The sequence below is a fragment of the Curtobacterium sp. JUb34 genome (assembly GCF_003755065.1).
GTDB lineage: Bacteria > Actinomycetota > Actinomycetes > Actinomycetales > Microbacteriaceae > Curtobacterium.
This window is the reverse complement of sequence record NZ_RJVH01000002.1, coordinates 202,781-227,804: the sequence shown is the minus strand read 5'-3', so window position 1 is coordinate 227,804 and position 25,024 is coordinate 202,781. Positions and strand designations below refer to the sequence as shown.

Below are 25,024 nucleotides of genomic sequence, written 5' to 3'. Positions count from 1 at the left end.
TGTGTGCAGCGTACGGTCCGCGGGCCGCGGAACCGGGTCAGCCGGGCGCGGGTTCCGGATCGGGCTCACCCGGAACGGGCTGCGATGGCTCGGGGTCGGGTGCCGGCGCCGCTGCGATCCGTGCGCTCGGCGGGTTCGGGTCCTTGTGTCCATCGACGATCGCGGCGACGTACACGAGGCCGGAACTGATGGAGCTGTCAATCACGGGGAGATTCTGGGGGTCGTAGTCGGCCGCGGTCCCACAGTCGAGCGAACCAAGCAACGTGCGTGTGCAGATTGTGACGCTGTAGGCCGTCGGCTGGACACCGGCGTTCTGCGGCGCCGCGCTCACCGTCACCTGGGTGCCAGCGGTCATCGAATCCGGCAGCGTTGCCCGCGTCTGGACCGGACGGAGCCCGTTGACCGTGGTGCCGTCTCCGCAGAAGTTCGAGGTGCCGTCGGCACACGCCACCACGGTCACGTTCACCGCAGAGCCGAAGGCCACGCCGCTCACCCACGAACCGTTGGCGCCGAACGACACGAGGCCGCCGCCGTTCACCGAGTACGCGTAGTGGTCGATCGATCCGTTCGGGCTCGCCTGGGCGCGCGGGTTGCGGATCCGGATCGCGTAGGTGCCGTCGTCATCGCTGAACTTCTCCACGGCGATGTCGGCGGACGCGGTACCCGGTGCCGCGTAGCCCTGGACGGACGCCGCACGGCTCGGCGTGCAGAACAGCCCGTTGTCGGCCAGTGCGACGTACTGGAAGTTCCCGTTCGAGCTCAACGTGTCCGTCGCGCTGCTGCCGTCCCACTTCTTGTCCGAGCCCGTCGTCGTGCAGCCGCCCGGGATGTCGACGCCGGGCGGGTAGCGGACGATCGTGAGCGTACGACCGCTGCCGGCCCAGTCGCTCTCGGACGCGCTCAGCGCGACCGTCGTCTTCCCCGGGGACTGGTCCCGCGTCGCGTGCAGCGTCGGGACCGAGGGGGTCCCGACGGCCGTGCCCGTGGCCGACCCCGAGTTCCACTGCACGACCGTGCCGTTGCGGTCGGCGTCGTTCCGGGCCGAGATCGTCACCTTGTACTGCGCGGCGCTCTGGGCTCCGGTGAACGAGGTGCTCGTCGCCGTGCCGGTGTGCCGGGTGCCGGACAGACCCGGCCCCTCGATGGTCACGATGTAGTCGTCGACCGCGCTCCCCCGGTTCGGAGCAGCCACGGCGTTCCACTTGACGTCGAGCTGGTTCGGCGTCGACTTGCTCGGCGTGACGGTGATGCCCTTCGGCGGTGCCGGCACGAAGTCCGCGCTGATCGGGGCGGAGCGGCCCGACGGCTTCGAGTCGCCGATGGCGTTGGTGGCGATGACCTGGAACCGGTAGGACGCCTTCGGGTCGAGCCCGGTCAGGGTGCAGACCGTCGCGGTACCGCAGTTCTTCGACACGCCGTTGGTGCCGGTGACGCGGTACCCGGTGATCGGCGAGTTGTTGCCCTGCGGGGTGGACCAGGTCAGCGTGGCCTGCCCGCCGTCGTAGGACCCGGTACGGGTCGGTGTCCCCGGAGCGTCGGGGACGTCCTGCACCGAGATCGTCACGTCGCCCCACACGTACCGGTCCGGGTCGTTCGTCGCGTCGGCGACCTGGTACTGCAGGTGGGCGTCCACGGGCTTGGCACTGTCGGACACGCGGACCTGCAGGCGGGTGCGGTCGGCGCTCGGCGTCACGGAGACGCCGCTCGGCAGTCCGCCGGACAGACCGCGGATGTTCACGACGCGCAGCCGCTGCCCGGGGAACGGGTTCGTCGGCTGGTCGTTGGTCAGCACGTCGATGGTGGTCGTCGCGCCGCGCTTGGTGATCGAGCGGTCGGCGCCGGGTTGCACGAGCGGCCTGGTCGAGGCCACCACCCCGACGGTGACGGTGCCGGCGCGACCGGCGTTCGCGTCGTCCTGCACGCCGATGCCGATCGACGCCGTGGTGTTCTTCTTCGCGGTGTCGGCGACCGTGATGGTCAGCTGCTGCTTGGAGATCGTCGCGGTGGTGCCGGCCGTGGGACGACCGAGGACGGAGTAGCGCAGCTCCGGCAGGTCCTTCGGGTACGGGTAGTCGGTGAGCTTCGTCAGGTCGACGGTGCGGGTCTCGCCCGGCTGCATCTCGACCGCCGAGCCGGTGAACGCCGGCGGCTGGTTCGACCGTGGCGTCACGGTGACCGGCAGCACGAGGGTCGCCACGCGGCCCTTCCCGCCGTTGGCGGCGGACCCGTCCGTGACCTCGAACGAGATGGACGCGTTGCCGTAGTAGAGCTTCGACGACGTGAACTGCAGCGTCGACGAGTCCACGACCAGGCTCTGGCCGTTCGCGTGCGTCGCCTTCACCGTGCCGCGGTCCGTGATCGTCGCCGTCTCGCCGTTCGCGGTGACGACGTAGTCCTCGAGCGGGATCCGGACGGTGGCTTCGCTCTTCACGGTGACGGCACCGGCCGAGCGGTTGATCTGCGGCAGGGCGTCGTCGAACCCGGGCACGTTGATGAAGCCGTAGGACACGATGTCGGGGTGGTCGACCCGTGCGACCGAGAACGGGATCACCTGGGACTCGTCGGTGAGCCGGACCGTGATCCGTCCGTCGTCGGTGAGCCGTGCGGTGTCGCCGTAGCCGTCGACGACCCCGACCTGCAGATCGGCGGCGGTGCCCTCGGCGAAGAAGACGTTGTCGAGCACGTCGACGGTCACGCTCTCACGCCGCAGGATGTCCTGCAGGTCCAGGGTGGTGTCGTCCACCTCGGGACGGAGGGGCTGCGCGTCCGGGTCGACGGTGACGGTGAGGAACGCGGTGCTCGACCCCCCGCTGGCGTTCGCGACCGTGTAGAGCACGGCGTAGTCGCCCGACCTCGCGGCCTTCGGGGGTGTCACCCGGATCTGCTGCTTCCGCAGGATCTTCGCCGACACGTCGTCGGCGGTGGGCTCGGCCGCCGACACGGTGAGCTGGCCGCCCTCGGGGTCGGAGTCGTTCTGCAGCACCCGCACGGTCACTGAGCCGCCGGGTCGGATCGTCACGTGGTCGGCCTCGGCGACGGGGTTCGACGCCTGCTCGGCCCGTGGCGCGATGCCCACGCGAACGGTGCCGGTGGCGCGTGCGCCGAGGGCGTCGACCACCGTGTAGGTGAACTCGTCGGTGCCGGCCGAGTAGTCCCCCGCCTCGTAGGTCAGTGCGTCGGAGGCCACGTCGGTGACCGAGCCCTTGTCGGGGTTGGATCCGACGCCGACGAGCTGCACGGAGTCGCCGTCCGGGTCGATCCCGTTCAGCGGCACCGTGATCCGCACCGACGAGCCGGCCACGACCCGGGCGGTGACGGTCTGCGGCACCGGCGGGTTGTTCGTCGCTGCGTCCCGTTCGCGCACCGAGATCGAGACGGCCGCGTCGGCGTACTGGCCGTCCGGACCCGCGACGCGGTAGACGGCCGTGTAGTTGCCGGGGGTCTTCGGCGCGAGGTAGCGCAGGTGGTCGCCCGAGGCGAACAGCAGACCGCCGTCGCCGGGCACGTTCTGCACGAGTTCGGGCTCGAGGGTCAGGGGTTCGCCCTCGGGCTGGGTGTCGTTGTCCAGCACGTCGATGTTCGCGACGTCACCGACCCGGACGGTGGCGCTGTCGGGCTGGGCCACGGGCGGCTGGATCCGGTCGGGCTTGGGGATCTCGACGACGGTGATCGTGCCGGTGGACGACGCCAGGCCGTTCGTCTCGGTGTAGCCGAACGACACCGGCCCGTCGAGCGGTGCGGTCAGCGTGACGCGCACGGTGTGCTGGTCGAGGATGCTCGCCTGCACGCCACTCCCCCGGACCGGACCGTCGAGGGCGGTGACGAGCAGCACGCCGCCCGCGGGGTCGATGTCGGTCGCGGTGACGTCGGTGTCCTTGGTCGACAGCGTGTTGACGAAGACCGTCTTCGGGGTCGTGATGGGGGCGGTCGAGGCGTCCGGGGGCGCGAGCACCGTGACGCGGACGATGCCGCTCGACGTCTTCACGCCGTCGGTCACGGTGTACTCGAGCTGGTGGTCGCCGGCACTCGCACCCTGCACCCGGAAGGTGCCCGCGTCGTAGCTCGGGGTGACCGTCAGGCCCGACGCCGACGACACGCTCGTCAGGGTCACGGTGCCGTTGCCGCCGCGGACGTGGTCGAGCGGTTCCACGGTGAACGCCTTGCCGGCGTAGCCCTGCACCGGGAACGGGTCGGCACGCAGGGGCACGCTGCCCTGCTTCGCGACGTGGACGGTCACCGAGCCGCGGCCGTCGGCGCGTCCGTCGCTCACGACGAGCTGCACGGCGCGGTCGCCGGTCCGTCCGCTGTCCGCCCGGAAGTCCAGCAGACCGTCCGGTGTGGTGGACACCCGGTCGCCGTCGGAGGCGGTCGCGGACTTCAGGTAGACCGGGTCACCGTCGGGGTCGACCCAGTCGCCGAGCACGCTGCTGACGACGTGTCCGTTCTGCACCACGTCCGCCGAGGTGTCGCGCACCTGCCGCGGGGCTTCGTTCTGCGACTCCGGCCGGACGCTCACCCGGACGGTCGCGGTGTCCGATCCGCCGTTGCCGTCGGTGATCGTGTAGGGGAAGGTCACCGTGCCGCTCGCCCGCGACGACAGCGTGACCTGCAGCCGCTGGCCGTCCCCGACGATCGCCACGCGACCCGCCGACTCCGGGAAGGACCCGACCTCGCTCACGATGATCGGGTCACCGTTCGGGTCGTAGTCGTTCAGCAGGACCGGGAGGCTCGTGGTGCGTCCGGGACGAGCGCCCAGGTCGTCGTCGACCGCCACCGGCGGCTTCTGGTCCTTGTCGACCTCGGGGTCGTCGTCGGAGACCTGCTCCTGCTGCTGCTCGTCGTCCTGCTTGATGAGGTCGGCCCAGTTGTCGATGAGCTGGCCGCTGCGGTCGATCGCCCAGGACCGCCCGCTCGCGGGGTCGTTCGCGACGATCGTCTGCCCGTTGTGCAGGATCTGCAGCGTGCTGGTCCCGCCGGTGCTCGCGAGCCGCTGGAGCGCGTTGCCGTCGCAGGTGTCGATCGCCTGACCGCCGGCCCACGCCGCGTAGGTGCAGCTCCCAACGACGTACGGTCGCGCCGCACGGCCGGACACCTGGAGGGCCGTGGCGTCGACGGAGCCCGAGGCGCTCACGCGCACGAGCCCGGCGGTCCCGGCGACGGTGACGTCCGACGAGGTGTCGGACGATCGCTGGAGCGCGGGCGACGCCCCCACCCGGTCGCCGAGCTCGACCGTGCGGCCGTCGATCGACAGGGCACCGCTGGTGCGGTCGAGCACGGCCAGGTGCCCGTCGAAGGTCGCCACCTGGAAGTCGTCGGTGCGGTCCATGTCGACCTTCCACCGCTGGTCGACGGACAGCGTCGACCCGACGTCGACGAGCGACGCCGTGCCGGTCTTCGCCGAGTACACGGCGACGTGTCCGTCCGAGGCGTCGAACACGGTGTCCGCCCCGAGCGTCAGGTCGGCCTTGGTCGAGGCGTCGAACTCGGTCAGGTCCGCCGCGGGCGTCGCCCAGAGCTCGCCGGTGTCCTGGTTGCCGATCACCGCCGTGTCGCCCGCGAAGAAGACCTGGGGTGTCCCGGCGGGCAGCGTCACGGCATCGCCGACGGTGGCGTCGGCGACGTCGACCTTCGCGACGGTCCCCTTGGTCTGGTCGACGCTGTAGACCATGGACCCGCGCTGCAGCACGGACAGGTCGTCGCTCGCGGTCTCGACGGCGGTGTTCAGCTGGAGGACCCCGGTGTTGGCCCGGCCGACCGCTCCGTACTCCGCAGAGGGCACCCAGACGGTGCCGTCGCCGAGGTCGACGCGCTGCGTGTGGTACCCGGTCGAGACGATCGCCGTGGTCGCGACGACCGCGGCGACCAGGACGGAGACCCCGGTGGTGACGGCGGCGGAACGGTGCTTCGCGACGAGCGCGCGGATCACCCGGCGCTCCCGACGGTCGCGCACTTCTGCGCGCTCGCGGCGCCGGTCTTGCCGTCACGGTTCACCGCGACCGCGATGCACTCCTCGTCACCGCGTTGGCCGGAGACGACGAACGTCGTGCCGGTCTGCTGGCTGGACGACCCGTTCGACGAGATGACGTACGTGTCGCCGCTCCGCAGCCCGGGGTCCGCCCACGAGAAGGACACCGACTCCGCCGAGGTCTGCGCGCGGACGTCGGCCACCACGGGGATGGCCCCGGCGCCGAGCCGCCCGACGACGACCACGGTGGCGATGGCCAGGGCGGCGACCACGACGACGGTCAGGGACGTCGCCCAGACGAGCGTCGAACGGGTGCGGCGACGCGCACGCGTGACCGACCCGGTGCGGTGGACCGTCCCGACGCTCTGCGAGCCGCCGGCGACCACCCCGCCCTGGACCGCACGACGTGTTCGGCGCCGGGCACCGACCCGTGACGGCGGCTGGAGCTCGCGGATGATGGTCCGGTCGCCCTCGGGCGCCGGGGTCGCGATGGCCCAGGCCTCGACCGCGACGTCGGCGGCGGTCTGCGGGATCCCGAGCTCGGCCTCGACCTGCTGGAACCCGCGCACCAGTTCGAGCACGGTCGTCGGCCGCGACGGCACCTTGCGGGACAGCGCGGTGGCGAGCAGACGTTCGAGCGACGGCGGCACGTCGGTGCGACCGGTCGGCTTGACGCCGCCCTTGTCGATCCGGGCCATCAGGTCGCTCGCACCGTTCTTGCCGCCGCGGACCTCGAAGGGGCTGCGGCCGGCGAGCAGCGAGTACACGGTGGCGGCGAGGGAGTAGACCTCGGACTGGATCGTGCCGCGGGACTCGTCGATGAGCACCTCGGGCGCCGACCACGGGATCGACATGCCGACGGGCTCGTCCGGGTCGGTCCCGCCGATGGTGGCCGCGATCCCGAAGTCGGACAGGACGGGGTTGCCGTACGCCGTGAGCAGGATGTTCGACGGTTTGATGTCGCGGTGGAGCACGCCTTCGCGGTGCGCGGTCTCGAGGGCGGACCCGATCCGGACACCGATCGAGAGCACCTCGGACACCGGGATCGGCTCACGCCGGTAGCGCTCGCTGAGCGACGAGGAGCAGAGCTCCATCACCAGGTACGGACGGCCGTCCGCCGCGACGCTCGCCTGGAACACGGTCAGGATGGACGGGTGGGTGCTGAGCCGGGCCATCAGGTTGGCCTCGGCCTGGAACATCTGTCGGACGCGGTCGTCGACGACCTCGTCGAGCAGGACCTTCACCGCGACCTGACGGCGCGGCATGTCCTGCTCGTACAGGAAGACGTCGGCGAAGCCACCGGAGCCGAGGACGTGCAGGGGGCTGAACCCGCCGATCACCGGCGGGTTGGACGGCAGGCGTCGAGCCATCGTCGTCTCCTCCCCGGCCGAGCGGCCAACTCTCTCGTCGTGGCACAGTCATTGTACGAAGCGCCGGTGACCGTCGATCCGCGCACCGACCGCCTGTGGACGGGTGCACTCCCCCAGTTCGGGGGGTCCTGGCAGCGGTCAGTGCCGCGGGAGCGTGTCCTCGAGGTCGCCGTCGTCGGGCGCGGCATCGACCTGCAGCACGACGACGGTGACGTTGTCCCGACCGCCGGCGACGACCGCGTCGCCGACCAGGCGTTCGGCGAGCTCCTGCGCGCCGGCCTCCCGCGCGGCGATGCGTGCGATGCCGGCGTCGCCGAGTTCCTTCGTCAGTCCGTCGGAGCAGACGATGTAGCGGTCACCCGCGCGGAGCGGCAGCGTCCACCAGTCCGGTGCCGGTGGCTCACCGAACCCGACCGCGCGGGTGATGACGTTGCTGTCCGGGTGCTGCTCGGCGTCCTCGGCGCGCAGCAGGCCGGCGTCCACCATCTCCTGCACCACGGAGTGGTCCACGGTGACGCGTCGCAGGACGCCGTCCTCGATGCGGTAGGTCCGGGAGTCGCCGACGTTGAAGACGAGTGCGGCCGGCTGGCCGAGCGACGCGACCAGTGCGATGCCGGTGACGGTCGTCCCGGCGCCGATCGCATTGCCACCGGCTGCGCGTTCGATGTCGGCGGTGGCGAGCAGCAGCGCCCGCTGGATGCCCTGCCGCGAGGTGAAGGACTCCTGCGTCACCTGCTCGAGCCGACGCACGACGGCGTCGCTCGCGCGGTCACCGGCGAGGTGACCGCCCATGCCGTCGGCGACGACGAAGAAGGGCGCCCCGACGATGTAGCTGTCCTCGTTGTGGTCACGCCGACGACCGACGTCGGTCGCGGCTCCCCACGAGAGCGTCAGGGTGGCACCGTCGGCACCGGGGACGTCGATGGCGTGCGCAGTCGCTGCTCGGCCGAGTTCGGTCACGTTTCAGGATCGCTCTCTGGGGGGTCGGGGCGTGCCGGGTGCTGTCTGGTCGGTGGGCCACGGGGGAACCGGTGGGAACCCGTCCGCCGTCGGTGCGACCCGGAGGTACGGCGACAGGACCTCGATGGCGTTGCCGTCACCGACCTCGACTACCGTACCCGTCAGTGCGACGATCGACGCACCCGATGCCATGCGGTACACCGGCGCGCCGGCCGGTCGGACGACGGTGCCGTTCGTGGACCGGAGGTCCTGCACGACCACGGCTTCGCCCTCGGCGTGGATGCGGACGTGCGAGGACGACACCTGCCCGTTGGCGGAGCGCACCGTCACGAGTTCCGGTTCGGGGCCGCTGGTGATCCGCGGCAGCGACGGGCGCCGCCCGATGATCACCGGGTGGTCCAGTCGGAAGGTGCGGTCGCCGATGCGGACGGACGGCACACGCGCCGCGGGCGCGGCAGGGACGGGCGGGAGGCCCGGCACGGCTCCGACGGGCACGCTCGGTCCGGCGGTGCTCCGGACACGGGCGCGGACGATCGTGTCCTCCGGGTCGGCTCCGTCGACGGCCGGCTCGCCGTCGGGCGCCGGCGGCTCCGTGCGCGGCCGGATGACGGTGTCGCCGAACAGGTCGTCGACACGGTCGCCGCCGCCCGTACCGTGGGGTCGACGGATGACGGTGTCGTCGATGTCGTCGTCGCGCAACCGGAGCCCTTCGGATGTGGTCCCATCCACCGTAGACGATCCGGTCGACCCGTCACACCGTGTCGTCCGACGTGCGGGTGACCGGGGCCGGGGCCGGTCACGATCGGCGCCGGTCACGACGGGGGTCACCCCACGTCGGGGAGCTACCGGCCAGCACCGAGCGCAGGACCAGGCCGGCGAGCGGGTCGTCTGCGCAGGTCTCGAGGGCGTAGCGCGCACGGGTCTCCGCTCGGGCCGACGACCCGAGCGCCCACGCACACCAGGCTCCGAGCGCGAGCGCACCGGCGGCTCCGGCCGCGCTGTCCCCCAGCCGGTCCTCGGCGCGCCAGACCCGCCACGCCTCGGCACACCGGTCGCCAGCCTTCCGCACACGGTCGCGATCCGGTCCGGGCCCGAGACCCAGCAGCGCTGGCGGCACGGGGCCGTCGGACGGGTCGAACCCGCGGACCGACCGTGGATCCGGCAGATCGCGTGCCACCAGGAACGGCACGAGGGCCAGACGTGTCGCGAGGGCACCACACGCCGTGACGATCGCGATCGCCCCGGTCCTGGTGCAGGGGCCAGCGCCGGGCGCGACCAGCGATGCCGCGGCCGCGGGCAGTGTGACCGCCGCGGCGATCTCGCGAGGGAAACGGACTGCGGTCTGGTCGGGGGAACGTACCGTCGAGGGGATCATGCACGCCATCGAAGCGTGATCCGGGCCTCCCGGCAGGCACGAGCCAACCACCTGTGGACAGCACCGCCCCGGCCCGACCTGTGGAGGACGGACCGGGGCGATGGTCAGACGGTGACGGGTTCGAGGCTCTCGGCGACCAGGTCCCACCCGGAGTCGCTTCGCTCGACGACGACGCCGTAGGCCGCGGCCCAGTCGACCAGCTCGTCCATGGTCACGACGACCGCTCCGGTGCGCGCGAGCAGCGCGACCAGCCGACCCTTCGCGGTCTTGTTCCAGTGGTTCAACGCTCGCCGTCGACCGGAGCCGTCGACGCTCACGACGCGCGGGGCGACCGAGCCCGGGACGGGACCGAGCTGGCGGTAGCCCTCCGACCGGAGGTCGAGGACCAGGCCGTCTGCCCGCTCGTCCAGGACCCGGGACGAGACCGCCGGCCAGTGCGACGCGAGCCGGAGGTTCCCGAGCCGGGAGTCGTGCGACAGCCGGTACGCCGGGATCGGGTCGCCCGCGCCGATCGGACCGAACATCGCCGACTGCACGACCACGTGGTCGAACCACCACGACCGCGTCGAGTCGTCGGCCGTCTGCGCGCCGAGCGGGTCGTAGAGCACTCCCGTGTAGCGCTCGATCGCGGGCATCGTCCCCGACGTGTCGAGCTCGAGGTTCCGGAACCGTTCGGCGATCGACTTCGGGCCGAGCTTGAGAGCCGTCCTGGCCGAGGACTCCTCGGAACTGACAGAGCGGGCCGCGGTGATCACCGCGGCCCGCTCATCGGCCAGTTCCGGGAACGAGAGTGCACGCAGATCGAGCGTGCGGCTCGTGTCCCCACCCTCCCGCTTCGTCTCCGAAGGCGGGAGGAGGACGGTCAGTCCGGTCAGGACGCCAGCGCGGCCTGCCGCGCGACGATCGTCACCGTGTCGTGCTCCACCGACAGGAAGCCGTCTTCGGCGTCGACCGCGACGGTCGACCCGTCGGCCCGCGTGATGCGGACCTGACCCTGCGCCAGGATCGCGAGCATCGGCTCGTGTCCCGCGAGGATACCGATCTGGCCCTCTGTCGTGCGTGCGACGACCATGGTGGTGTCGCCCGACCAGACCTCACGGTCGGCCGAGACGACGCTCACGCTGAGACCCGCCATGTCAGCGGTTCTCCTTCTGGATCTGTGCCCACTTCTCTTCCACGTCGTTGATGCCACCGACGTTGAAGAACGCCTGCGTCGCAACGTGGTCGAACTCGCCGTCGGCGATGGCGCGGAAGGACTCGATGGTGTCCTTGAGCGGCACCGTGGAGCCCTCGACGCCCGTGAACTTCTTCGCCATGTACGTGTTCTGCGAGAGGAACTGCTGGATACGACGAGCGCGCTCGACCGTGATCTTGTCCTCCTCGGAGAGCTCGTCGACACCGAGGATGGCGATGATCTCCTGCAGTTCCTTGTTCTTCTGGAGGATCTGCTTGACGCGCGTGGCCGTCTCGTAGTGGTCGGCGCCCAGGTACCGCGGGTCCATGATCCGCGACGTCGAGGTCAGCGGGTCGATCGCGGGGTACAGACCCTGCGACGCGATCTCACGCGAGAGCTCGGTGGTCGCGTCGAGGTGCGCGAACGTGGTGGCCGGAGCCGGGTCGGTGTAGTCGTCAGCCGGCACGTAGATCGCCTGCAGCGAGGTGATCGAGTGACCACGCGTCGAGGTGATGCGCTCCTGGAGCACACCCATCTCGTCGGCGAGGTTGGGCTGGTAGCCCACGGCGGACGGCATGCGACCGAGCAGCGTCGAGACCTCGGAGCCGGCCTGCGTGAAGCGGAAGATGTTGTCGATGAAGAGGAGCACGTCCTGCTTCTGGACATCGCGGAAGTACTCCGCCATCGTCAGCGCCGACAGGGCCACGCGGAGACGCGTTCCCGGCGGCTCGTCCATCTGGCCGAACACGAGGGCCGTCTTGTCGAAGACCCCCGCCTCTTCCATCTCACCGATGAGGTCGTTGCCCTCACGGGTGCGCTCACCGACACCGGCGAACACCGACACACCGCCGTGGTCCTGCGCGACGCGCTGGATCATCTCCTGGATGAGGACGGTCTTGCCGACGCCCGCACCACCGAAGAGGCCGATCTTGCCACCCTGCACGTACGGGGTGAGGAGGTCGATGGACTTGATGCCGGTCTCGAACATCGAGGTCTTCGACTCGAGCTGGTCGAAGGCCGGGGCCTTGCGGTGGATCGGCCAGCGCTCGGTGATCTCGAGCTTCTCGTCCGTGTTGAGCACGTTCCCGAGGACGTCGAACACCTTGCCCTTGGTGACGTCGCCGACGGGGACCGAGATCGGAGCGCCCGAGTCACGGACCTCCTGGCCACGGACCAGGCCGTCGGTCGGCTTCAGGGAGATGGCACGGACCAGGTCGTCGCCCAGGTGCTGGGCGACCTCGAGGCCGATCTCCTGCGACGAGTCACCGATGGTGATGGTCGTGAACAGGAGGTTGTACATCTCCGGGATTGCGTCGTGGGGGAACTCGATGTCGACGACGGGACCCGTGACACGGGCGATCCGGCCGACACCGGGCGCCGACGACGTCTCGACCGCGGTGGTTGCGGTGTCGGTCATGGCTGGTGCCTTCCTGAGGGTGGGTATCTGTCCGCGAACGACGCGGACTACTTCTTCTTCGACGAGAGGGCGTCGGCGCCGCCGACGATCTCGGAGATCTGCTGCGTGATCTCCGCCTGACGCGCGTTGTTCGCGAGTCGGGTGAAGTCACGGATCAGCGAGTCCGCGTTGTCGCTGGCCGCCTTCATCGCCTTCTGACGGGCGGCGTGCTCGGAAGCAGCCGACTGCAGCATGGCGTTGAAGATGCGGCTCTCGATGTAGACCGGGAGCAGCGAGTCGAGCACCGCATCGGCGTCCGGCTCGAACTCGTAGAGCGGCAGGGGCTCGTTACCCTCGGGCTCCTCGACCCCTTCGACGACCTCGAGGGGCAGCAGGCGAACGACCTGCGGCTCCTGCGTCGCCAGGCTGAGGAACCGGTTGAACACGATGTGGATCTCGTCCACGCCGCCCTCTGCGGTGTCCTGGAGGAACTTCGCCACGACGGCGTCGCCGATCTCCTTGGCCGTCGAGAACTCCGGCTGGTCGGTGTTGCCGACCCACTGCTGCTCCGACGCGCGCTCACGGAACGCGAAGTACCCGACGGACTTGCGACCGACCAGGTAGTAGACGACGTCCTTGCCCTCGCTGCGGAGCAGGGAGGCGAGCTCCTCGCCCTGCTTGAGGACGTTCGTGCTGAACGCACCGTTCAGGCCGCGGTCCGAGGTGAAGAGCACCACGGCCGCGCGGGTCGAGGACTCCGGCTCGGTGGTCAGCACGTGGTCGACGTTCGAGAACGTCGCCACGGCCGACACCGCACGCGTCACGGCTCGCGAGTACGGGCCGGACGCAGCCATGCGGGCCTGCGCCTTCTGGATCCGCGACGCCGAGATCAGTTCCATCGCGCGAGTGACCTTCTTCGTGGTCTTCGCGGACTTGATTCGCTGTCGGTAGACCCGGACCTGCGCTGCCATCTAGCGACGACCCTTGACGATCTGCTCCTGGTCGACGTCCTCGGCGTCTGCCGCGTCGAACTGCTCGGAGCCGAGGGTCTTGCCGTCGCTCGTCTGGAAGCTCTTCGAGAACTCGTCGATCTGCTTCGACATCTCGGCGACGGTCTCGTCGCTGAGCTGGTTCGTCTCGCGCAGGGTCGTGAGGACCTCGGAGTTGCGACGCAGGTGGTCGAGCAGTTCGGACTCGAAGCGCAGCACGTCCGGCACCGGAACGGTGTCGAGCTTGCCGTTGGTGCCGGCCCAGATGGACACGACCTGCTCCTCGACCGGGTACGGCGAGTACTGCGGCTGCTTGAGGAGCTCGGTCAGGCGGGCACCACGGTCCAGCTGACGACGCGACGCCTGGTCGAGGTCGGACGCGAACATCGCGAAAGCCTCGAGTGAGCGGTACTGCGCCAGCTCGAGCTTCAGCGTGCCGGAGACCTTCTTGATCGACTTCACCTGGGCGTCACCACCGACGCGGGACACCGAGATGCCCACGTCGACGGCCGGACGCTGGTTCGCGTTGAAGAGGTCCGACTGCAGGAAGATCTGGCCGTCGGTGATCGAGATGACGTTGGTCGGGATGTACGCCGAGACGTCGTTCGCCTTGGTCTCGATGATCGGGAGACCCGTCATCGAACCGGCGCCGAGCTCGTCGGACAGCTTCGCACAACGCTCCAGCAGACGGGAGTGCAGGTAGAAGACGTCACCCGGGTACGCCTCGCGCCCCGGCGGACGACGCAGGAGGAGCGACACGGCACGGTATGCCTCGGCCTGCTTCGACAGGTCGTCGAAGATGATGAGGACGTGCTTGCCGGAGTACATCCAGTGCTGGCCGATGGCCGAACCGGTGTACGGGGCGAGGTACTTGAAGCCGGCCGGGTCGGACGCGGGAGCGGCGACGATGGTGGTGTACTCCATCGCACCGGCATCCTCGAGCGCGCCCTTGACGGAGGCAATCGTGGAGCCCTTCTGACCGATGGCGACGTAGATGCAGCGGACCTGCTTGTCCTCGTCGCCGGACTCCCAGTTGGCCTTCTGGTTGATGATCGTGTCGATCGCGATGGCCGTCTTGCCGGTCTGGCGGTCGCCGATGATCAGCTGACGCTGACCACGGCCGACGGGGATCATCGCGTCGATGGCCTTGATGCCGGTCTGCAGCGGCTCGTGCACCGACTTGCGGGACATGACGCCGGGAGCCTGGAGCTCGAGGGCACGACGCCCTTCGGCTGCGATCTCGCCGAGGCCGTCGATCGGGGCGCCGAGGGGGTCGACGACGCGGCCGAGGAAGCCGTCACCGACGGGGGCCGAGAGGACCTCACCGGTACGCGTGACTTCCATGCCTTCTTCGATGCCGGCGAACTCGCCGAGCACGATCGCGCCGATCTCGTCTTCGTCGAGGTTCTGGGCCAGGCCGAGCGTGCCGTCCGCGAAGCGGATGAGCTCGTTGGCCATGACGCCGGGGAGGCCCTCGACGTGCGCGATGCCGTCACCGGCGTCGGTGACGTGCCCGACCTCGGCCGTGGAGGCCTTCGTCGGCTCGTAGTTCGAGACGAAGTCCTTCAGGGCATCACGGATCTCATCGGGGCTGATGGTGATGTCTGCCATGGGATTTTCCTTGTGGTTTTCCGGGGCCCTTCGGCTCCGAGAGGGTGACGCTGCCGGACTCGGCAGTTCCCGTTGTGGACTTGGGAGGAGCGGCTTCGACCGTACGCCTAGCCGGCGAGCTGGAGCCGGAGCTCCGAGAGCCGCGTGGACACGGTGCCGTCGATGACGTCGCCGCCGATCTGCACCCGGACCCCGCCGACGACCGTGGGGTCGACGACCTGGTTGATGCTGATGTCCTTGCCGTAGCGCTCGGCCAGACCGCGTGCAACGCGTGCCGACTGGGCGGTCGTGAGTGCCGTGGCGGTGACCACGGTCGCGACGAGCTTGCCGTCCTGCTCGGCCACGATGCGCGAGGCATCGCGGACGAGTTCACCGATGCGGCGGCCGCGAGGCTGCTGCACGAGCGCGGAGACGATGGTCACGGTCTGCTGCGACGCCTTCGGGCCGAGGAGCCGCTCGACGAGCGCGCCCTTCTGCGCCGGGCTACCGAGCTTCGTGCCGAGTGCCAGCTCGAGGCCGGCGTCCGAACGGACGGCGGTCTCGAAGGCGAACAACTCGGACTCGATCGGCGAGCCCGGACCCGCGGTGGCGGCGACGGCGCGGATACCCGCGTCCTCGATGCCTGCGAGCAGATCCTGCTGCGAGGACCAGCGCGAGCCGGCCACCGCGGTCAGGACCGCGCGCGTCGCGTTCGACTGACCGGCGAAGACGCGGTCGAGGAGGACCTTCTTGCCGGCCGGGTCGGCCGTCGGGTCGGACAGCAGCCCGAGCAGCTGCGGCGCACCGGCGATCGCACGCCCGGAGGCGAGGATCTCGGCACCCGCGGCCAGGTCGGCGCTCGAACCGAGGTCCGAGAGCACCGCCCTGGTGGACGCGAGTGCTTCTCTGGTAGCGCTGCGCATGCTCAGTGCTCCCCCGTCTTCGTGGCCTGCGAGGCCTCGAGGTCGGCGAGGAAGCGGTCGACGACTGCCGACGACTTGGCGTCGTCCTTGAGCGATTCGCCGATCACGCCGGACGCGAGGTCGAGGGCAAGGGTGCCCACCTCGGACCGGAGAGACTGGACAGCGCTCTGGCGCTCGGCTTCGATCTGCGCCTGGGCGTTGGCCGTGATGCGTGCTGCATCGGCCGCTGCCTGCTCGCGGACCTCGTTGCCGATCGCCGTGGCGTCGGCGCGGGCCTGCTCGCGGATGCGGGACGCCTCGGAGCGGGCGTCGGCGAGCTGCTTGTTGTACTCGTCGAGCGCAGCAGCGGCCTGCTCCTGAGCAGCCTCTGCCTTCTTGATGCCACCCTCGATGGCCTCAGTGCGCTCATCGAGCATCTTCGTGATGCGCGGCGTGACGACACGCCACATCACCACGAGGATGATGAGGAAGGCCACCGCGGACCACACGATGTCGTACACCGGCGGAATGAGGGGGTTGTGCGTCTCCTCCGCCGCGATGATGAGTGCGTTGTGCATCGAGGAACCTTAGTTGGTGAAGATGAAGTACGTGGCGATGCCGATGAAGGCCAGGGCCTCGGTGAAGGCGATACCGATGTACATGAGGGTCGTCAGGCGGCCCTGGAGCTCGGGCTGGCGAGCGACGGACTCGATCGTCTTGCCGACGACGATGCCGACACCGATGGCCGGGCCGATCGCAGCGAGGCCGTAGCCAACCGTCGCGATGTTGCCGTTGATCTCCGCGAGAACGGTCGTTGCGTCCACGTGTTTTCCTTTCGAGGTGCGGGTCCGACGGTCGCCGGTCCCGTAGGGGGTCAGTGAGGAATCAGTGCTCGTCAGCCAGCGCCAGCTGGATGTAGACGGCGGTGAGGAGCATGAAGACGTAGGCCTGCAGCAGCGCGACGAGGATCTCGAAGAAGCTGAACGCGATGCCGAACGCGAGCGTCCCGACGCCGAAGGCCTTGAAGCCGAGCGAAGCGTCGAAGAAGAAGAACTGCGTGGCCGAGAAGAACAGGACGAGCAGCAGGTGCCCGACGACCATGTTCATCAGGAGTCGCAGCGTCAGCGTGACCGGACGGAGCACGAACGTCGAGACGAGCTCGATCGGCGTCACGATGATGTAGAGGAACCACGGCACCCCGGGCGGGAAGAGCGAGTTCCGGAGGAACGTGCCCGGGTGCTTGCGGAGGCCGGCGTAGATGAACGCGACGTAGGCGACGATCGCGAGGATCATCGGCATCGCGATGCGACTGGTGCCGGCGAGGTTCATGCCCGGGATCAGACCGGTCAGGTTCATGAACAGCACGCCGAAGAAGATCGTCGCCAGGAGCGGCAGGAATCGCTTGCCGTCCTTCTCTCCGAGGTTGTCGAAGGTGTTGCGACGAACGACGTCGAACGCGTACTCGATGAACGCCTGACCGCGGTTCGGGACGAGCTTCAGCGCGCGTGTTCCCACGAAGGCGAACACCAGGAGCACGGCGACGGCGAAGAAGCGGATGAGGACGACCCGATCGATCTCGAACGGCGTCCCGGCGAAGAAGATCGCATCCGGGAAGAACTCGTTGATCGACGGACCATGGAACTCGGCGGCCTTGCTGCTCCCCGCCGCAACGGTGTCAACCGCAGCAGAGAGGGACAGGGGAAGAGCGTGGGATAGCAGCGCTGTCTCCTGTGTCGGCGCGCGCACATCATGGCACGCGATGGTGGACGTTGTGGAGGCTTGCCCGCTCCGAGCGAAAGGCTCCGGTGGCGGACTCCGAGAAGCCTATCAGGTGCGAGAGGCTTCCCGGCTTCTCAGTTGCGGGGGGTCGGGTTCTCAGCGTCCGCGGAGCCATCGGCCCCGTCGCCGGGCAGCTGCACGCCGATCGGGATGCGGGCCTTCGCCACCGCGACGACGTCGATGACCAGGGACCCGACGACACCCGCGATGATCACGATCGCGAGCACCGGGAAGTCCACCCAGGTGCGGTCCTTCAGCGCCACGAGCAGCACGATGAAGACGATGAACTTGAGCAGCCAGGTGCCCATCACGATGCCGAAGAAGGCACCCGAGATCATCTGTCCCTTGGAGACGCGCAGCGCGACGAGGACACTGACGGCGGTCAGCCCGAGGAACACGACGCTGAGCACGGCTCCGAGCAGGCCGCCGACGAGCCCGGGAGTGTCGGCGACGAGCAGTCCCACGACTCCCCCGACGATCGCCAGGGCGACGGCGAGGATCGCTCCCCAGGTGATGATGCGGCGGAACACCGGCCGGACGTGGTCGAGCGCGTTCGGTGCGGTCACGTGATGTCTCCTGGGATCGTGCGGTCGTTGGCGGCCCGGTCGAGCGGGTCGAGGCTGGCGTCCACCACGGCGGCGGAGCGGTTGGCGGTCTGGGCGGCGATCTCGGTCCGCTTCCGGCCGAGCGGCGCGAACGTGGCGACCGCGCACACGGTGAAGCCGACCGCGACGAAGGTGACCACCCAGTACCAGTCGACGAACAGGAACAGCAGGCACCCGACCGCGACGGTGGCGGTCCACGCGTAGAAGATCAGCACGGCGTGGAAGTGCGAGTGCCCCATGTCGAGCAGGCGGTGGTGCAGGTGCTTGCGGTCGGCCGAGAACGGGGACTTCCCGGCACTGAGCCGCCTGGTGACCGCCAGGCCGAAGTCGAGGATCGGCACGATCAGGATCGCGAAGGGCAGCAGGATCGGGATGAAGGCCGGCAGCAGTGCCTGGCGTGTCTGCACCGCTGCCGGATCGATGTTGCCCGTGACCGACACCGCGCTCGTGGCCATCAGGAAGCCGACGAGCAGGGCTCCGGCGTCACCCATGAAGAGCTTCGCGGGGTGCCAGTTGAGGATGAGGAACCCGAAGCAGGACCCGACGAGCACCGCCGTCAGCAGGGACGGCAGGTTGAAGAAGAACTCGGTCTGCACGACCACGCGGTTGATGAAGAACGTGTAGAGGAAGAACACTCCGCCGGCGATGATCGCGACCCCCGCGACCAAACCGTCGAGTCCGTCGATGAAGTTCACCGCGTTCATCACGAGCACCACCGCCAGCACCGTGAAGATCAGGCTCATGTACGACGAGCCGACCCCCAGGGTGTTCCCGATCGGCAGCGACACGATGGCCACGCCCTGCCAGGCGAGGATGCCCGCGGCGATGATCTGGCCCGCGAGCTTCGTCATCCAGTCGAGGTCCCAGATGTCGTCCGCGACCCCGAGGACCACGATGATCGTCGCTCCCCCGAGCACCGCCAACACGCGGCCCGGCTCGGAGAACACCAGCCGGAAGTAGTCGGTCCCCGCGATCGAGGGGAACAGGAACCACGCCGCCAGCAGCGACACGATGACGCCGATGTACATCGCGATCCCGCCGAGGCGCGGCGTGGGCGTGCGGTGCACGTCCCGCTCGCGGACCTGGGGGTACCACTTGTACTTCAGCCCGAGCTTCCAGACGAGCACGCTGACCAGGAAGCTCACGACCGCGGCGATCGCCCCCGCCAGCAGGTAGTACTTCATCCGACGAGGTCGGCTCCGACGACCCGGGTGATCTCGTCGTCGGAGATCACCCCGTGCCGGACGATGCGGAGCTTCCCGCCGTCCGACAGCCCCGTCGCGTCGACGATCGTCGACCCGGTCGAGGCCTCGAAGCCCTCGTGCTCCCCGATGGCGCCACCGTCCAGGTACACCGCGACGCTGTCCCCGAGCATCCGCTCGGCGGCGTCGACGTCCATCGCGGCCGGGTCACCGGTCGAGTTCGCGGAGGAGACCGCGAGCGGACCCACTTCTTGCAGGAGCTCGAGCGCGATCCGCGAGTCCGGCATCCGCAGGGCGACCGTGCCCCGCGTCTCGCCGAGGTCCCAGTCGAGCGACGGCTGTGCACGCAGGATCACGGTCAGCCCGCCGGGCCAGAACTCGGCGACGAGGTCGCGCACCTGCTGCGGCACGTCGCTCGCGAGCGCGTCGAGCGTCGGCGGGCCGGGGATGAGCACCGGCGGCGGCGACTGCCGCGTCCGGCCCTTCGCGTCGAGCAGCCGCTGGACGGCGGCAGCGTTGAAGGCGTCCGCGGCGAGGCCGTAGACGGTGTCGGTGGGGACGACGACGAGGTCTCCGCGCCCGAGGGCGGCACGTGCGAGCCGCATCCCGGTCAGGAGCCCGTCGGAGTCGGTGCAGTCGTATCGGGATGCCATGACTCGACGATGATAGTGCGACACAATGGAGGACATCGTGAACGAGACCCCTGCGCCCCACCTCCTGTTCCTCTTCGACATGGACGACGTCCTGGTCCGGTACGACTGGCAGGTGCGGATGGCCGCACTCTCCGAGTTCACCGGACACGAGTTCGCGGAGCTCCGCCGGCGCTGGTGGGACTGCGGCCACGAGATGCGTGCCGAGGCCGGTGGCTTCGCCGACGGTGACGAGTACCTCGCCGCGTTCGAGCGGGCCATGGAGTGCGACGTCCCCGAGTCCGAGTGGGCGCGGATCCGCGGTGCTGCCATGACCGAGCTGCCCGAGCGCATCGAGGCCGTCCGCATCGCGAGCGAGCACGGGCGTGTCGGCCTGCTCACGAACAACGGGCCGCTCGCCGGTCGGTGGATCCACCAGTGGGCCCCCTCGCTGCCCGGGCTGTTCGGCGAGCACCTGGACACGTCGAGCAACTTCGGCGCCCGCAAGCCCGAGCCCGAGGTCTTCCTCCGCGCGGTCGAGCACCACGGCGTGCCCGCCGAGCGCACGTTCTTCGCCGACGACATGCCCGAGAACATCGCGGGCGCCCGGAGCGTCGGCATCCACGCCGTCCTGGTCGAGCGCGACACCGATCTGCGCGAGCACGTCCGCGCGTTCGTCGCGCAGCAGCGCGAGGCCTCCCCCGTCGCCTGACCGACACACCGACCGGGAGGCCCGTGGTGCGTCCGGCTACCGCGTCGCGGTGGTCGTGCGGTCGCGTCCCGTCAGGTCGACGTGCGTCTCCGGGGTCCGGAACCCCCGGCGCGCGAGCACGTCGCGGACGCCGGCGCCCTGCGGCTCGGCGTGCTCGATGACGAGCACCCCGCCGGACACGAGCAGCCGCCACGCCGTCTCGGCCAGGGCACGCACGGCGTCGAGGCCGTCCGGTCCGCCGTACAGCGCCATCGCGGGGTCGTGGTCGCGCACCTCGGGATCGATCGGGACCGCGTCGTCCGGCACGTACGGCGGGTTCGAGACCACGACGGACACCGTGCCGTCGAGTTCGGGCAGCGCGTCGGCCAGGTCACCCTCGACGAGTCGCACCGTGCCGCCGTGGGCATCGACGTTCCGACGGGTCCAGGGCAGTGCCTCGGGCGAGGCCTCGACCGCGTAGACGACGGCGTTCGGCACCTCGGTGTCCATCGCGATGGCGATCGCACCACTGCCCGAACCGAGGTCGACCGCGATCGGCGCCGGCACCGCGACCGTCCGGAGCGCGTCGATGCCGAACTGCACGACGCCCTCGGTCTCGGGGCGGGGCACGAAGACCCCGGGCCCGACCGCCAGGGTCAGCGCGCGGAAGTACGCCTGCCCGGTGATGTGCTGCAGGGGTTCGCGGGTGCTCCGACGCGCGATCGCGTGCCGGAAGCGCTCGACGTGCTCCGCCGCGATGGCGCCACCGGTCATCGCCCGGGCCTGCACGGCGCCGCGCGACGTGTCGGTCGCCCATGCGAGCAACAGCTCGGCGTCGACCTGGGGTGTCGGGACGCCGGACGCGACGAGCGCCGCGGCCGCCTGCTCGAGCAGGCGATCCGCGGCGTACGTGACGGGCGTGTCGGAGGTGATCGGTGCCTCCGGGGCTACGCGTCCTGGTCGCCGATGGCGGCCAGCCGTGCCTCTTCGTCCGCCTGGATGGCGGACTGGACGACGGGCTCGAGCGCACCGTTCATGACGCGGTCGAGGTCGTACGCCTTGTAGCCGGTGCGGTGGTCCGCGATCCGGTTCTCCGGGAAGTTGTACGTCCGGATGCGCTCCGAACGGTCCATCCCGCGGATCTGCGACTTGCGCGCGTCCGAGGCGATCGCGTCGAGCTCCTCCTGCTGCCGCGCGAGGATACGTGCGCGGAGCACGCGCATGCCGGCCTCACGGTTCTGCAGCTGCGACTTCTCGTTCTGCATCGCCACCGTGATGCCCGTGGGCAGGTGGGTGATGCGGACCGCGGAGTCCGTCGTGTTGACGGACTGGCCGCCGGGGCCGGACGACCGGTAGACGTCGATCTTGAGGTCGTTCTGGTTGATCGCGACCTCCTCCGGCTCGTCGACCTCGGGGAACACCAGCACGCCGGTCGTCGAGGTGTGGATGCGCCCCTGCGACTCGGTCTGCGGCACGCGCTGCACGCGGTGCACGCCGCCCTCGTACTTCAGGTGCGCCCAGACGCCCTGCGACGGGTCGGTGGTGTTCGACTTGATCGCGACCTGGACGTCCTTGTAGCCGCCCAGGTCGGACTCGGTGCGCTCGAGGAGCTCGACCTTCCAGCCCTTGGTCTCGGCGTAGTGCGAGTACATGCGCAGGAGGTCGGCCGCGAACAGCGCCGATTCCTCGCCGCCCTCGCCGCCCTTGATCTCCATGATCACGTCGCGTCCGTCGTCGGGGTCGCGCGGGATGAGCAGCCGGCGGAGACGCTCCTGACGCTCCGCCAACTGCTCCTCGAGCCCGGGGACCTCGTCCGCGAACGCCGAGTCCTCGCGCGCGAGCTCCTGGGCGGCGGCGAGGTCGTCCCCCGCCGCCTGCCAGGACTCGTACGCGGACTTGATCTGGTTGAGCTCGGCGTAGCGCCGGTTCACCTTCTTCGCCCGGGCCGCATCGGCGTGGAGCGCGGGGTCCGACAGCTGCTGCGTCAGGTCCTCGTGTTCCGCCAGCAGCCCTGCCACCGACTCGAACACGCGTTACTCCTGGTGACCGTTGTGGTGGGCGCCGCCGGTCGTCGGGACCGACTTCTGCACCTGCACCAGGAACTCGACGTTCGACTGCGTCTCCTTGAGGTTCCGCAGCACGATCTCGAGGGCCTGCTGCGGGTCGAGCCCGGCGAGGGCCCGACGCAGACGCCACGTGATCTTGACCTCGTCGGCGGAGAGCAGCTGCTCCTCGCGACGGGTGCCGGAGGCGTTGACGTCGACGGCCGGGAAGATCCGCTTGTCCGCCAGGTGACGGTTGAGGCGGAGCTCCATGTTGCCGGTGCCCTTGAACTCCTCGAAGATGACCTCGTCCATCTTGGAACCGGTCTCGACGAGCGCTGTGGCGAGGATGGTCAGCGAGCCACCGTCCTCGATGTTGCGCGCCGCACCGAAGAAGCGCTTCGGCGGGTAGAGCGCCGCCGAGTCGACGCCGCCGGAGAGCACGCGGCCCGACGCCGGGGTCGACAGGTTGTACGCACGGCCCAGACGGGTGATCGAGTCGAGCAGGAGCACGACGTCGTGGCCGAGCTCCACCAGGCGCTTCGCGCGCTCGATGGCGAGCTCGGCGACCGTGGTGTGGTCCTCTGCCGGACGGTCGAAGGTCGAGGCGATGACCTCGCCCTTCACCGTGCGCTGCATGTCGGTGACCTCTTCGGGCCGCTCGTCGACCAGGACGACCATGAGGTGCGCCTCGGGGTTGTTCTTCGCGACCGCATTGGCGATGGCCTGCAGCACGACGGTCTTGCCGGCCTTGGGCGGCGAGACGATCAGGCCGCGCTGGCCCTTGCCGATCGGCGACACGAGGTCGATGATGCGCGTGCTCAGCTTGCCGGGCTCCGTCTCGAGGCGCAGGCGCTCGTTCGGGTACAGCGGGGTGAGGTCGGAGAAGTCGACGCGGGCCGCTGCCTCTTCGGCGGTCTGGCCGTTGACCGAGTCGACGGTCACGAGCGCGTTGTACTTCTGACGGCTCTGCTGCTCGTTGTCACGGGGCTGCTTGATCGAGCCGACGACGGCGTCGCCCTTGCGCAGGTGGTACTTCTTCACCTGGCCGAGCGAGACGTAGACGTCGTTCGGTCCGGGCAGGTAGCCCGTGGTGCGGACGAACGCGTAGTTGTCGAGGACGTCGAGGATGCCCGCGATCGGGATCAGGACGTCGTCCTCGGTGACCTCGGGCTCGAAGTCGTCGTTCTGGCCACCACGGCCGCGCTTGCGGTCCCGCTGGCGACGGCTGCGGCCACCCTCGGAGTCGTCGGCGTTCTGCTGGGCCTGCTGGCCCTGCTTCTGCTGACCGTTCTGCTTCTGCTGGTTGGCCGCCTGCTGCTTCTGCTCGGCGCGGTCGTCCTGCTTCTGATCGCGCTGCTTGGCGTCGTTCTGCTTGGCGTCGGCCTGCTTGGCGTCGGCCTGCTTCTGCTGGTCGCCGCCGTTCTGCTTCTGCTGGCCGCCCTGCTGGTGCTGCTGGCCGTCCTGCTGCGGCTGCTGGTCAGCGTTCTGCTCGCCGTTCTCGGCGTTCTGCCCACGGCCACGACCGCGACCACGGCTGCGACGGCCGCGACGCGAACCGCTCTCGCCCTGCTGGTCGTTCTGGTCGTTCTGCTCGCCGGAGTCGGCGGCAGCGGACTGGTCCTGCGACGCACCCTCGGTGCTCTGCTGGTCGTTCCGCGCCTGCTGGTCGTCCTGCGCAGGTGCCGAGGTCGGCGTCTGCTGGTCGGCCGACTCGTCCGGCTGCTGGGCCTGCTGGTCGGAACCGCGCTGGCCACGGCCGCGACGCTGCCCACCGGTCTGCGTCTGGGCGGCTTCCTGGGCGTCCTTCTCGGCACGCACCTGGTCGAGGCCCGCGAGCAGGTCCTCGGTGCCGGTGTGGCCGGCGTTGGTGTGCTCGGCGGCCGAGGTCGGGCCGGCGTTCACGGTGCCCCCGGACGACGCACGACGCGAACGGCGGGCACGCGACGGCGCGGCCGGCTCAGACTCGACGGCGGGGGCCTCGGGGTCGGCGACCGGAGCGGTCGGCGCCTCGGCTGCGGGCTCCGGCAGCGTCGGCTGCTCGGTCACCGGGGCCGTGACGGGGGTCGCGGCGGGCGCTGCCGCGGCGGGGGCGTCGTCCGTCACGGGACGCTTGTCCTCGATCGAGGCGATGAGGTCGCCCTTGCGGAGCTTGGAGAGCCCGGTGATGCCGAGCGAGGAGGCGATGCGCTGGAGTTCCGGCAGTCGGAGGGCGCGCAGGTCGCTGGGGATCTCCACCTGGGCGGAGTTGTTGTCGGTCAAGGTCGGTGTTTCCTTTCGAACCGCAGAACGCGGAGAGTTTCCACCGTCCCGGATGCACGGGTATGCATCGACCGCCGTTCAGACGACGGACCG

General features: G+C 70.0%; 21 protein-coding genes. 1 reads left to right on the top strand and 20 read right to left on the bottom strand.

Going from position 1 to position 25,024, the window contains the following annotated elements; translation table 11 throughout:
* Positions 1–37 precede the first annotated feature (37 nt).
* The 17 genes from EDF63_RS07555 to EDF63_RS07475 all read right to left on the bottom strand — a co-directional run bounded on the left by EDF63_RS07555 (position 38) and on the right by EDF63_RS07475 (position 19,960).
* Positions 38–5,950 carry an Ig-like domain-containing protein gene (locus tag EDF63_RS07555; protein ID WP_123312404.1) on the bottom strand — a complete coding sequence of 1,971 codons (5,913 nt, stop codon included), beginning with the start codon at positions 5,948–5,950 and terminating at the stop codon, positions 38–40.
* Entirely contained in the window at positions 5,923–7,335 is a 1,413-nt protein-coding gene (locus tag EDF63_RS07550) for a serine/threonine-protein kinase (RefSeq protein WP_123312403.1), read from the bottom strand. Before EDF63_RS07550 ends, EDF63_RS07555 begins: the two co-directional genes overlap by 28 nt.
* A gap of 138 nt (positions 7,336–7,473) precedes the next feature.
* Positions 7,474–8,295: a PP2C family serine/threonine-protein phosphatase gene (locus EDF63_RS07545; RefSeq protein WP_123312402.1), complete on the bottom strand. Its 822-nt coding sequence runs from the start codon at positions 8,293–8,295 to the stop codon at positions 7,474–7,476.
* Between the two features lie 3 nt (positions 8,296–8,298).
* Complete coding sequence (locus EDF63_RS07540; RefSeq protein ID WP_123312401.1) at positions 8,299–8,994, bottom strand: FHA domain-containing protein; 696 nt, start codon at positions 8,992–8,994, stop codon at positions 8,299–8,301.
* A gap of 97 nt (positions 8,995–9,091) precedes the next feature.
* A complete protein-coding gene (locus EDF63_RS07535; RefSeq protein ID WP_123312400.1) occupies positions 9,092–9,670 on the bottom strand; it encodes a hypothetical protein in 579 nt (192 codons plus the stop codon).
* A 104-nt stretch (positions 9,671–9,774) separates the two neighbouring features.
* Positions 9,775–10,536 (bottom strand): YaaA family protein, encoded by a 762-nt coding sequence (locus EDF63_RS07530; protein ID WP_123312399.1) that lies wholly within the window; start codon positions 10,534–10,536, stop codon positions 9,775–9,777.
* Positions 10,537–10,541: 5 nt separating this feature from the next.
* A complete protein-coding gene (locus EDF63_RS07525; RefSeq protein ID WP_027465776.1) occupies positions 10,542–10,805 on the bottom strand; it encodes a F0F1 ATP synthase subunit epsilon in 264 nt (87 codons plus the stop codon).
* Between the two features lies 1 nt (position 10,806).
* Positions 10,807–12,261: a F0F1 ATP synthase subunit beta gene (gene atpD / locus EDF63_RS07520; protein ID WP_065959250.1), complete on the bottom strand. Its 1,455-nt coding sequence runs from the start codon at positions 12,259–12,261 to the stop codon at positions 10,807–10,809.
* 47 nt (positions 12,262–12,308) lie between these two features.
* The gene (locus EDF63_RS07515) at positions 12,309–13,211 is read right to left on the bottom strand and encodes a F0F1 ATP synthase subunit gamma (protein ID WP_123312398.1); all 903 of its coding nucleotides are present in this window, start codon (positions 13,209–13,211) and stop codon (positions 12,309–12,311) included.
* Positions 13,212–14,840, bottom strand: coding sequence for a F0F1 ATP synthase subunit alpha (gene atpA, locus EDF63_RS07510; protein ID WP_123312397.1), 1,629 nt, complete (start codon positions 14,838–14,840; stop codon positions 13,212–13,214).
* 107 nt (positions 14,841–14,947) lie between these two features.
* Positions 14,948–15,742: a F0F1 ATP synthase subunit delta gene (locus EDF63_RS07505; protein ID WP_123312396.1), complete on the bottom strand. Its 795-nt coding sequence runs from the start codon at positions 15,740–15,742 to the stop codon at positions 14,948–14,950.
* Positions 15,743–15,744: 2 nt separating this feature from the next.
* The gene (locus EDF63_RS07500; RefSeq protein ID WP_123312395.1) at positions 15,745–16,299 is read right to left on the bottom strand and encodes a F0F1 ATP synthase subunit B; all 555 of its coding nucleotides are present in this window, start codon (positions 16,297–16,299) and stop codon (positions 15,745–15,747) included.
* 9 nt (positions 16,300–16,308) lie between these two features.
* A complete protein-coding gene (gene atpE / locus EDF63_RS07495; RefSeq protein ID WP_027465781.1) occupies positions 16,309–16,545 on the bottom strand; it encodes an ATP synthase F0 subunit C in 237 nt (78 codons plus the stop codon).
* A 61-nt stretch (positions 16,546–16,606) separates the two neighbouring features.
* Complete coding sequence (gene atpB, locus EDF63_RS07490) at positions 16,607–17,467, bottom strand: F0F1 ATP synthase subunit A (RefSeq protein ID WP_333925860.1); 861 nt, start codon at positions 17,465–17,467, stop codon at positions 16,607–16,609.
* Positions 17,468–17,574: 107 nt separating this feature from the next.
* The gene (locus EDF63_RS07485) at positions 17,575–18,066 is read right to left on the bottom strand and encodes a hypothetical protein (protein ID WP_260233015.1); all 492 of its coding nucleotides are present in this window, start codon (positions 18,064–18,066) and stop codon (positions 17,575–17,577) included.
* Complete coding sequence (locus tag EDF63_RS07480) at positions 18,063–19,289, bottom strand: MraY family glycosyltransferase (protein ID WP_123312394.1); 1,227 nt, start codon at positions 19,287–19,289, stop codon at positions 18,063–18,065. Before EDF63_RS07480 ends, EDF63_RS07485 begins: the two co-directional genes overlap by 4 nt.
* Complete coding sequence (locus EDF63_RS07475) at positions 19,286–19,960, bottom strand: L-threonylcarbamoyladenylate synthase (RefSeq protein ID WP_123312393.1); 675 nt, start codon at positions 19,958–19,960, stop codon at positions 19,286–19,288. The genes EDF63_RS07480 and EDF63_RS07475 overlap by 4 nt, the downstream gene beginning before the upstream one ends.
* Before the next feature lie 37 nt (positions 19,961–19,997).
* Here EDF63_RS07475 and EDF63_RS07470 point away from each other — a divergent pair, with 37 nt between their 5' ends.
* The gene (locus EDF63_RS07470; RefSeq protein WP_185021334.1) at positions 19,998–20,648 is read left to right on the top strand and encodes an HAD family phosphatase; all 651 of its coding nucleotides are present in this window, start codon (positions 19,998–20,000) and stop codon (positions 20,646–20,648) included.
* A gap of 36 nt (positions 20,649–20,684) precedes the next feature.
* Here the strand turns inward: EDF63_RS07470 and prmC are convergent, their stop codons facing one another.
* Genes prmC through rho form a run of 3 tightly spaced genes read right to left on the bottom strand, consistent with a single transcriptional unit; the run spans position 20,685 to position 24,931 of the window.
* Positions 20,685–21,560 (bottom strand): peptide chain release factor N(5)-glutamine methyltransferase, encoded by an 876-nt coding sequence (prmC, locus tag EDF63_RS07465; protein WP_123312391.1) that lies wholly within the window; start codon positions 21,558–21,560, stop codon positions 20,685–20,687.
* Positions 21,561–21,574: 14 nt separating this feature from the next.
* A complete protein-coding gene (gene prfA / locus EDF63_RS07460) occupies positions 21,575–22,657 on the bottom strand; it encodes a peptide chain release factor 1 (RefSeq protein ID WP_111083862.1) in 1,083 nt (360 codons plus the stop codon).
* 3 nt (positions 22,658–22,660) lie between these two features.
* Positions 22,661–24,931, bottom strand: a complete 2,271-nt coding sequence (gene rho / locus EDF63_RS07455; protein ID WP_123312390.1) for a transcription termination factor Rho — start codon at positions 24,929–24,931, stop codon at positions 22,661–22,663.
* Positions 24,932–25,024 lie beyond the last annotated feature (93 nt).

Excerpts from the sequence above, each read along its gene's own strand:
- EDF63_RS07525 (WP_027465776.1), bottom strand. The coding sequence starts at position 10,805 with ATGGCGGGTCTCAGCGTGAGCGTCGTCTCGGCCGACCGTGAGGTCTGG.
- EDF63_RS07505 (WP_123312396.1), bottom strand. The coding sequence starts at position 15,742 with ATGCGCAGCGCTACCAGAGAAGCACTCGCGTCCACCAGGGCGGTGCTC.
- EDF63_RS07500 (WP_123312395.1), bottom strand. The coding sequence starts at position 16,299 with ATGCACAACGCACTCATCATCGCGGCGGAGGAGACGCACAACCCCCTC.
- EDF63_RS07480 (WP_123312394.1), bottom strand. The coding sequence starts at position 19,289 with ATGAAGTACTACCTGCTGGCGGGGGCGATCGCCGCGGTCGTGAGCTTC.
- EDF63_RS07535 (WP_123312400.1), bottom strand. The coding sequence starts at position 9,670 with ATGATCCCCTCGACGGTACGTTCCCCCGACCAGACCGCAGTCCGTTTC.
- EDF63_RS07515 (WP_123312398.1), bottom strand. The coding sequence starts at position 13,211 with ATGGCAGCGCAGGTCCGGGTCTACCGACAGCGAATCAAGTCCGCGAAG.
- atpD (WP_065959250.1), bottom strand. The coding sequence starts at position 12,261 with ATGACCGACACCGCAACCACCGCGGTCGAGACGTCGTCGGCGCCCGGT.
- EDF63_RS07550 (WP_123312403.1), bottom strand. The coding sequence starts at position 7,335 with ATGGCTCGACGCCTGCCGTCCAACCCGCCGGTGATCGGCGGGTTCAGC.
- EDF63_RS07475 (WP_123312393.1), bottom strand. The coding sequence starts at position 19,960 with ATGGCATCCCGATACGACTGCACCGACTCCGACGGGCTCCTGACCGGG.
- atpA (WP_123312397.1), bottom strand. The coding sequence starts at position 14,840 with ATGGCAGACATCACCATCAGCCCCGATGAGATCCGTGATGCCCTGAAG.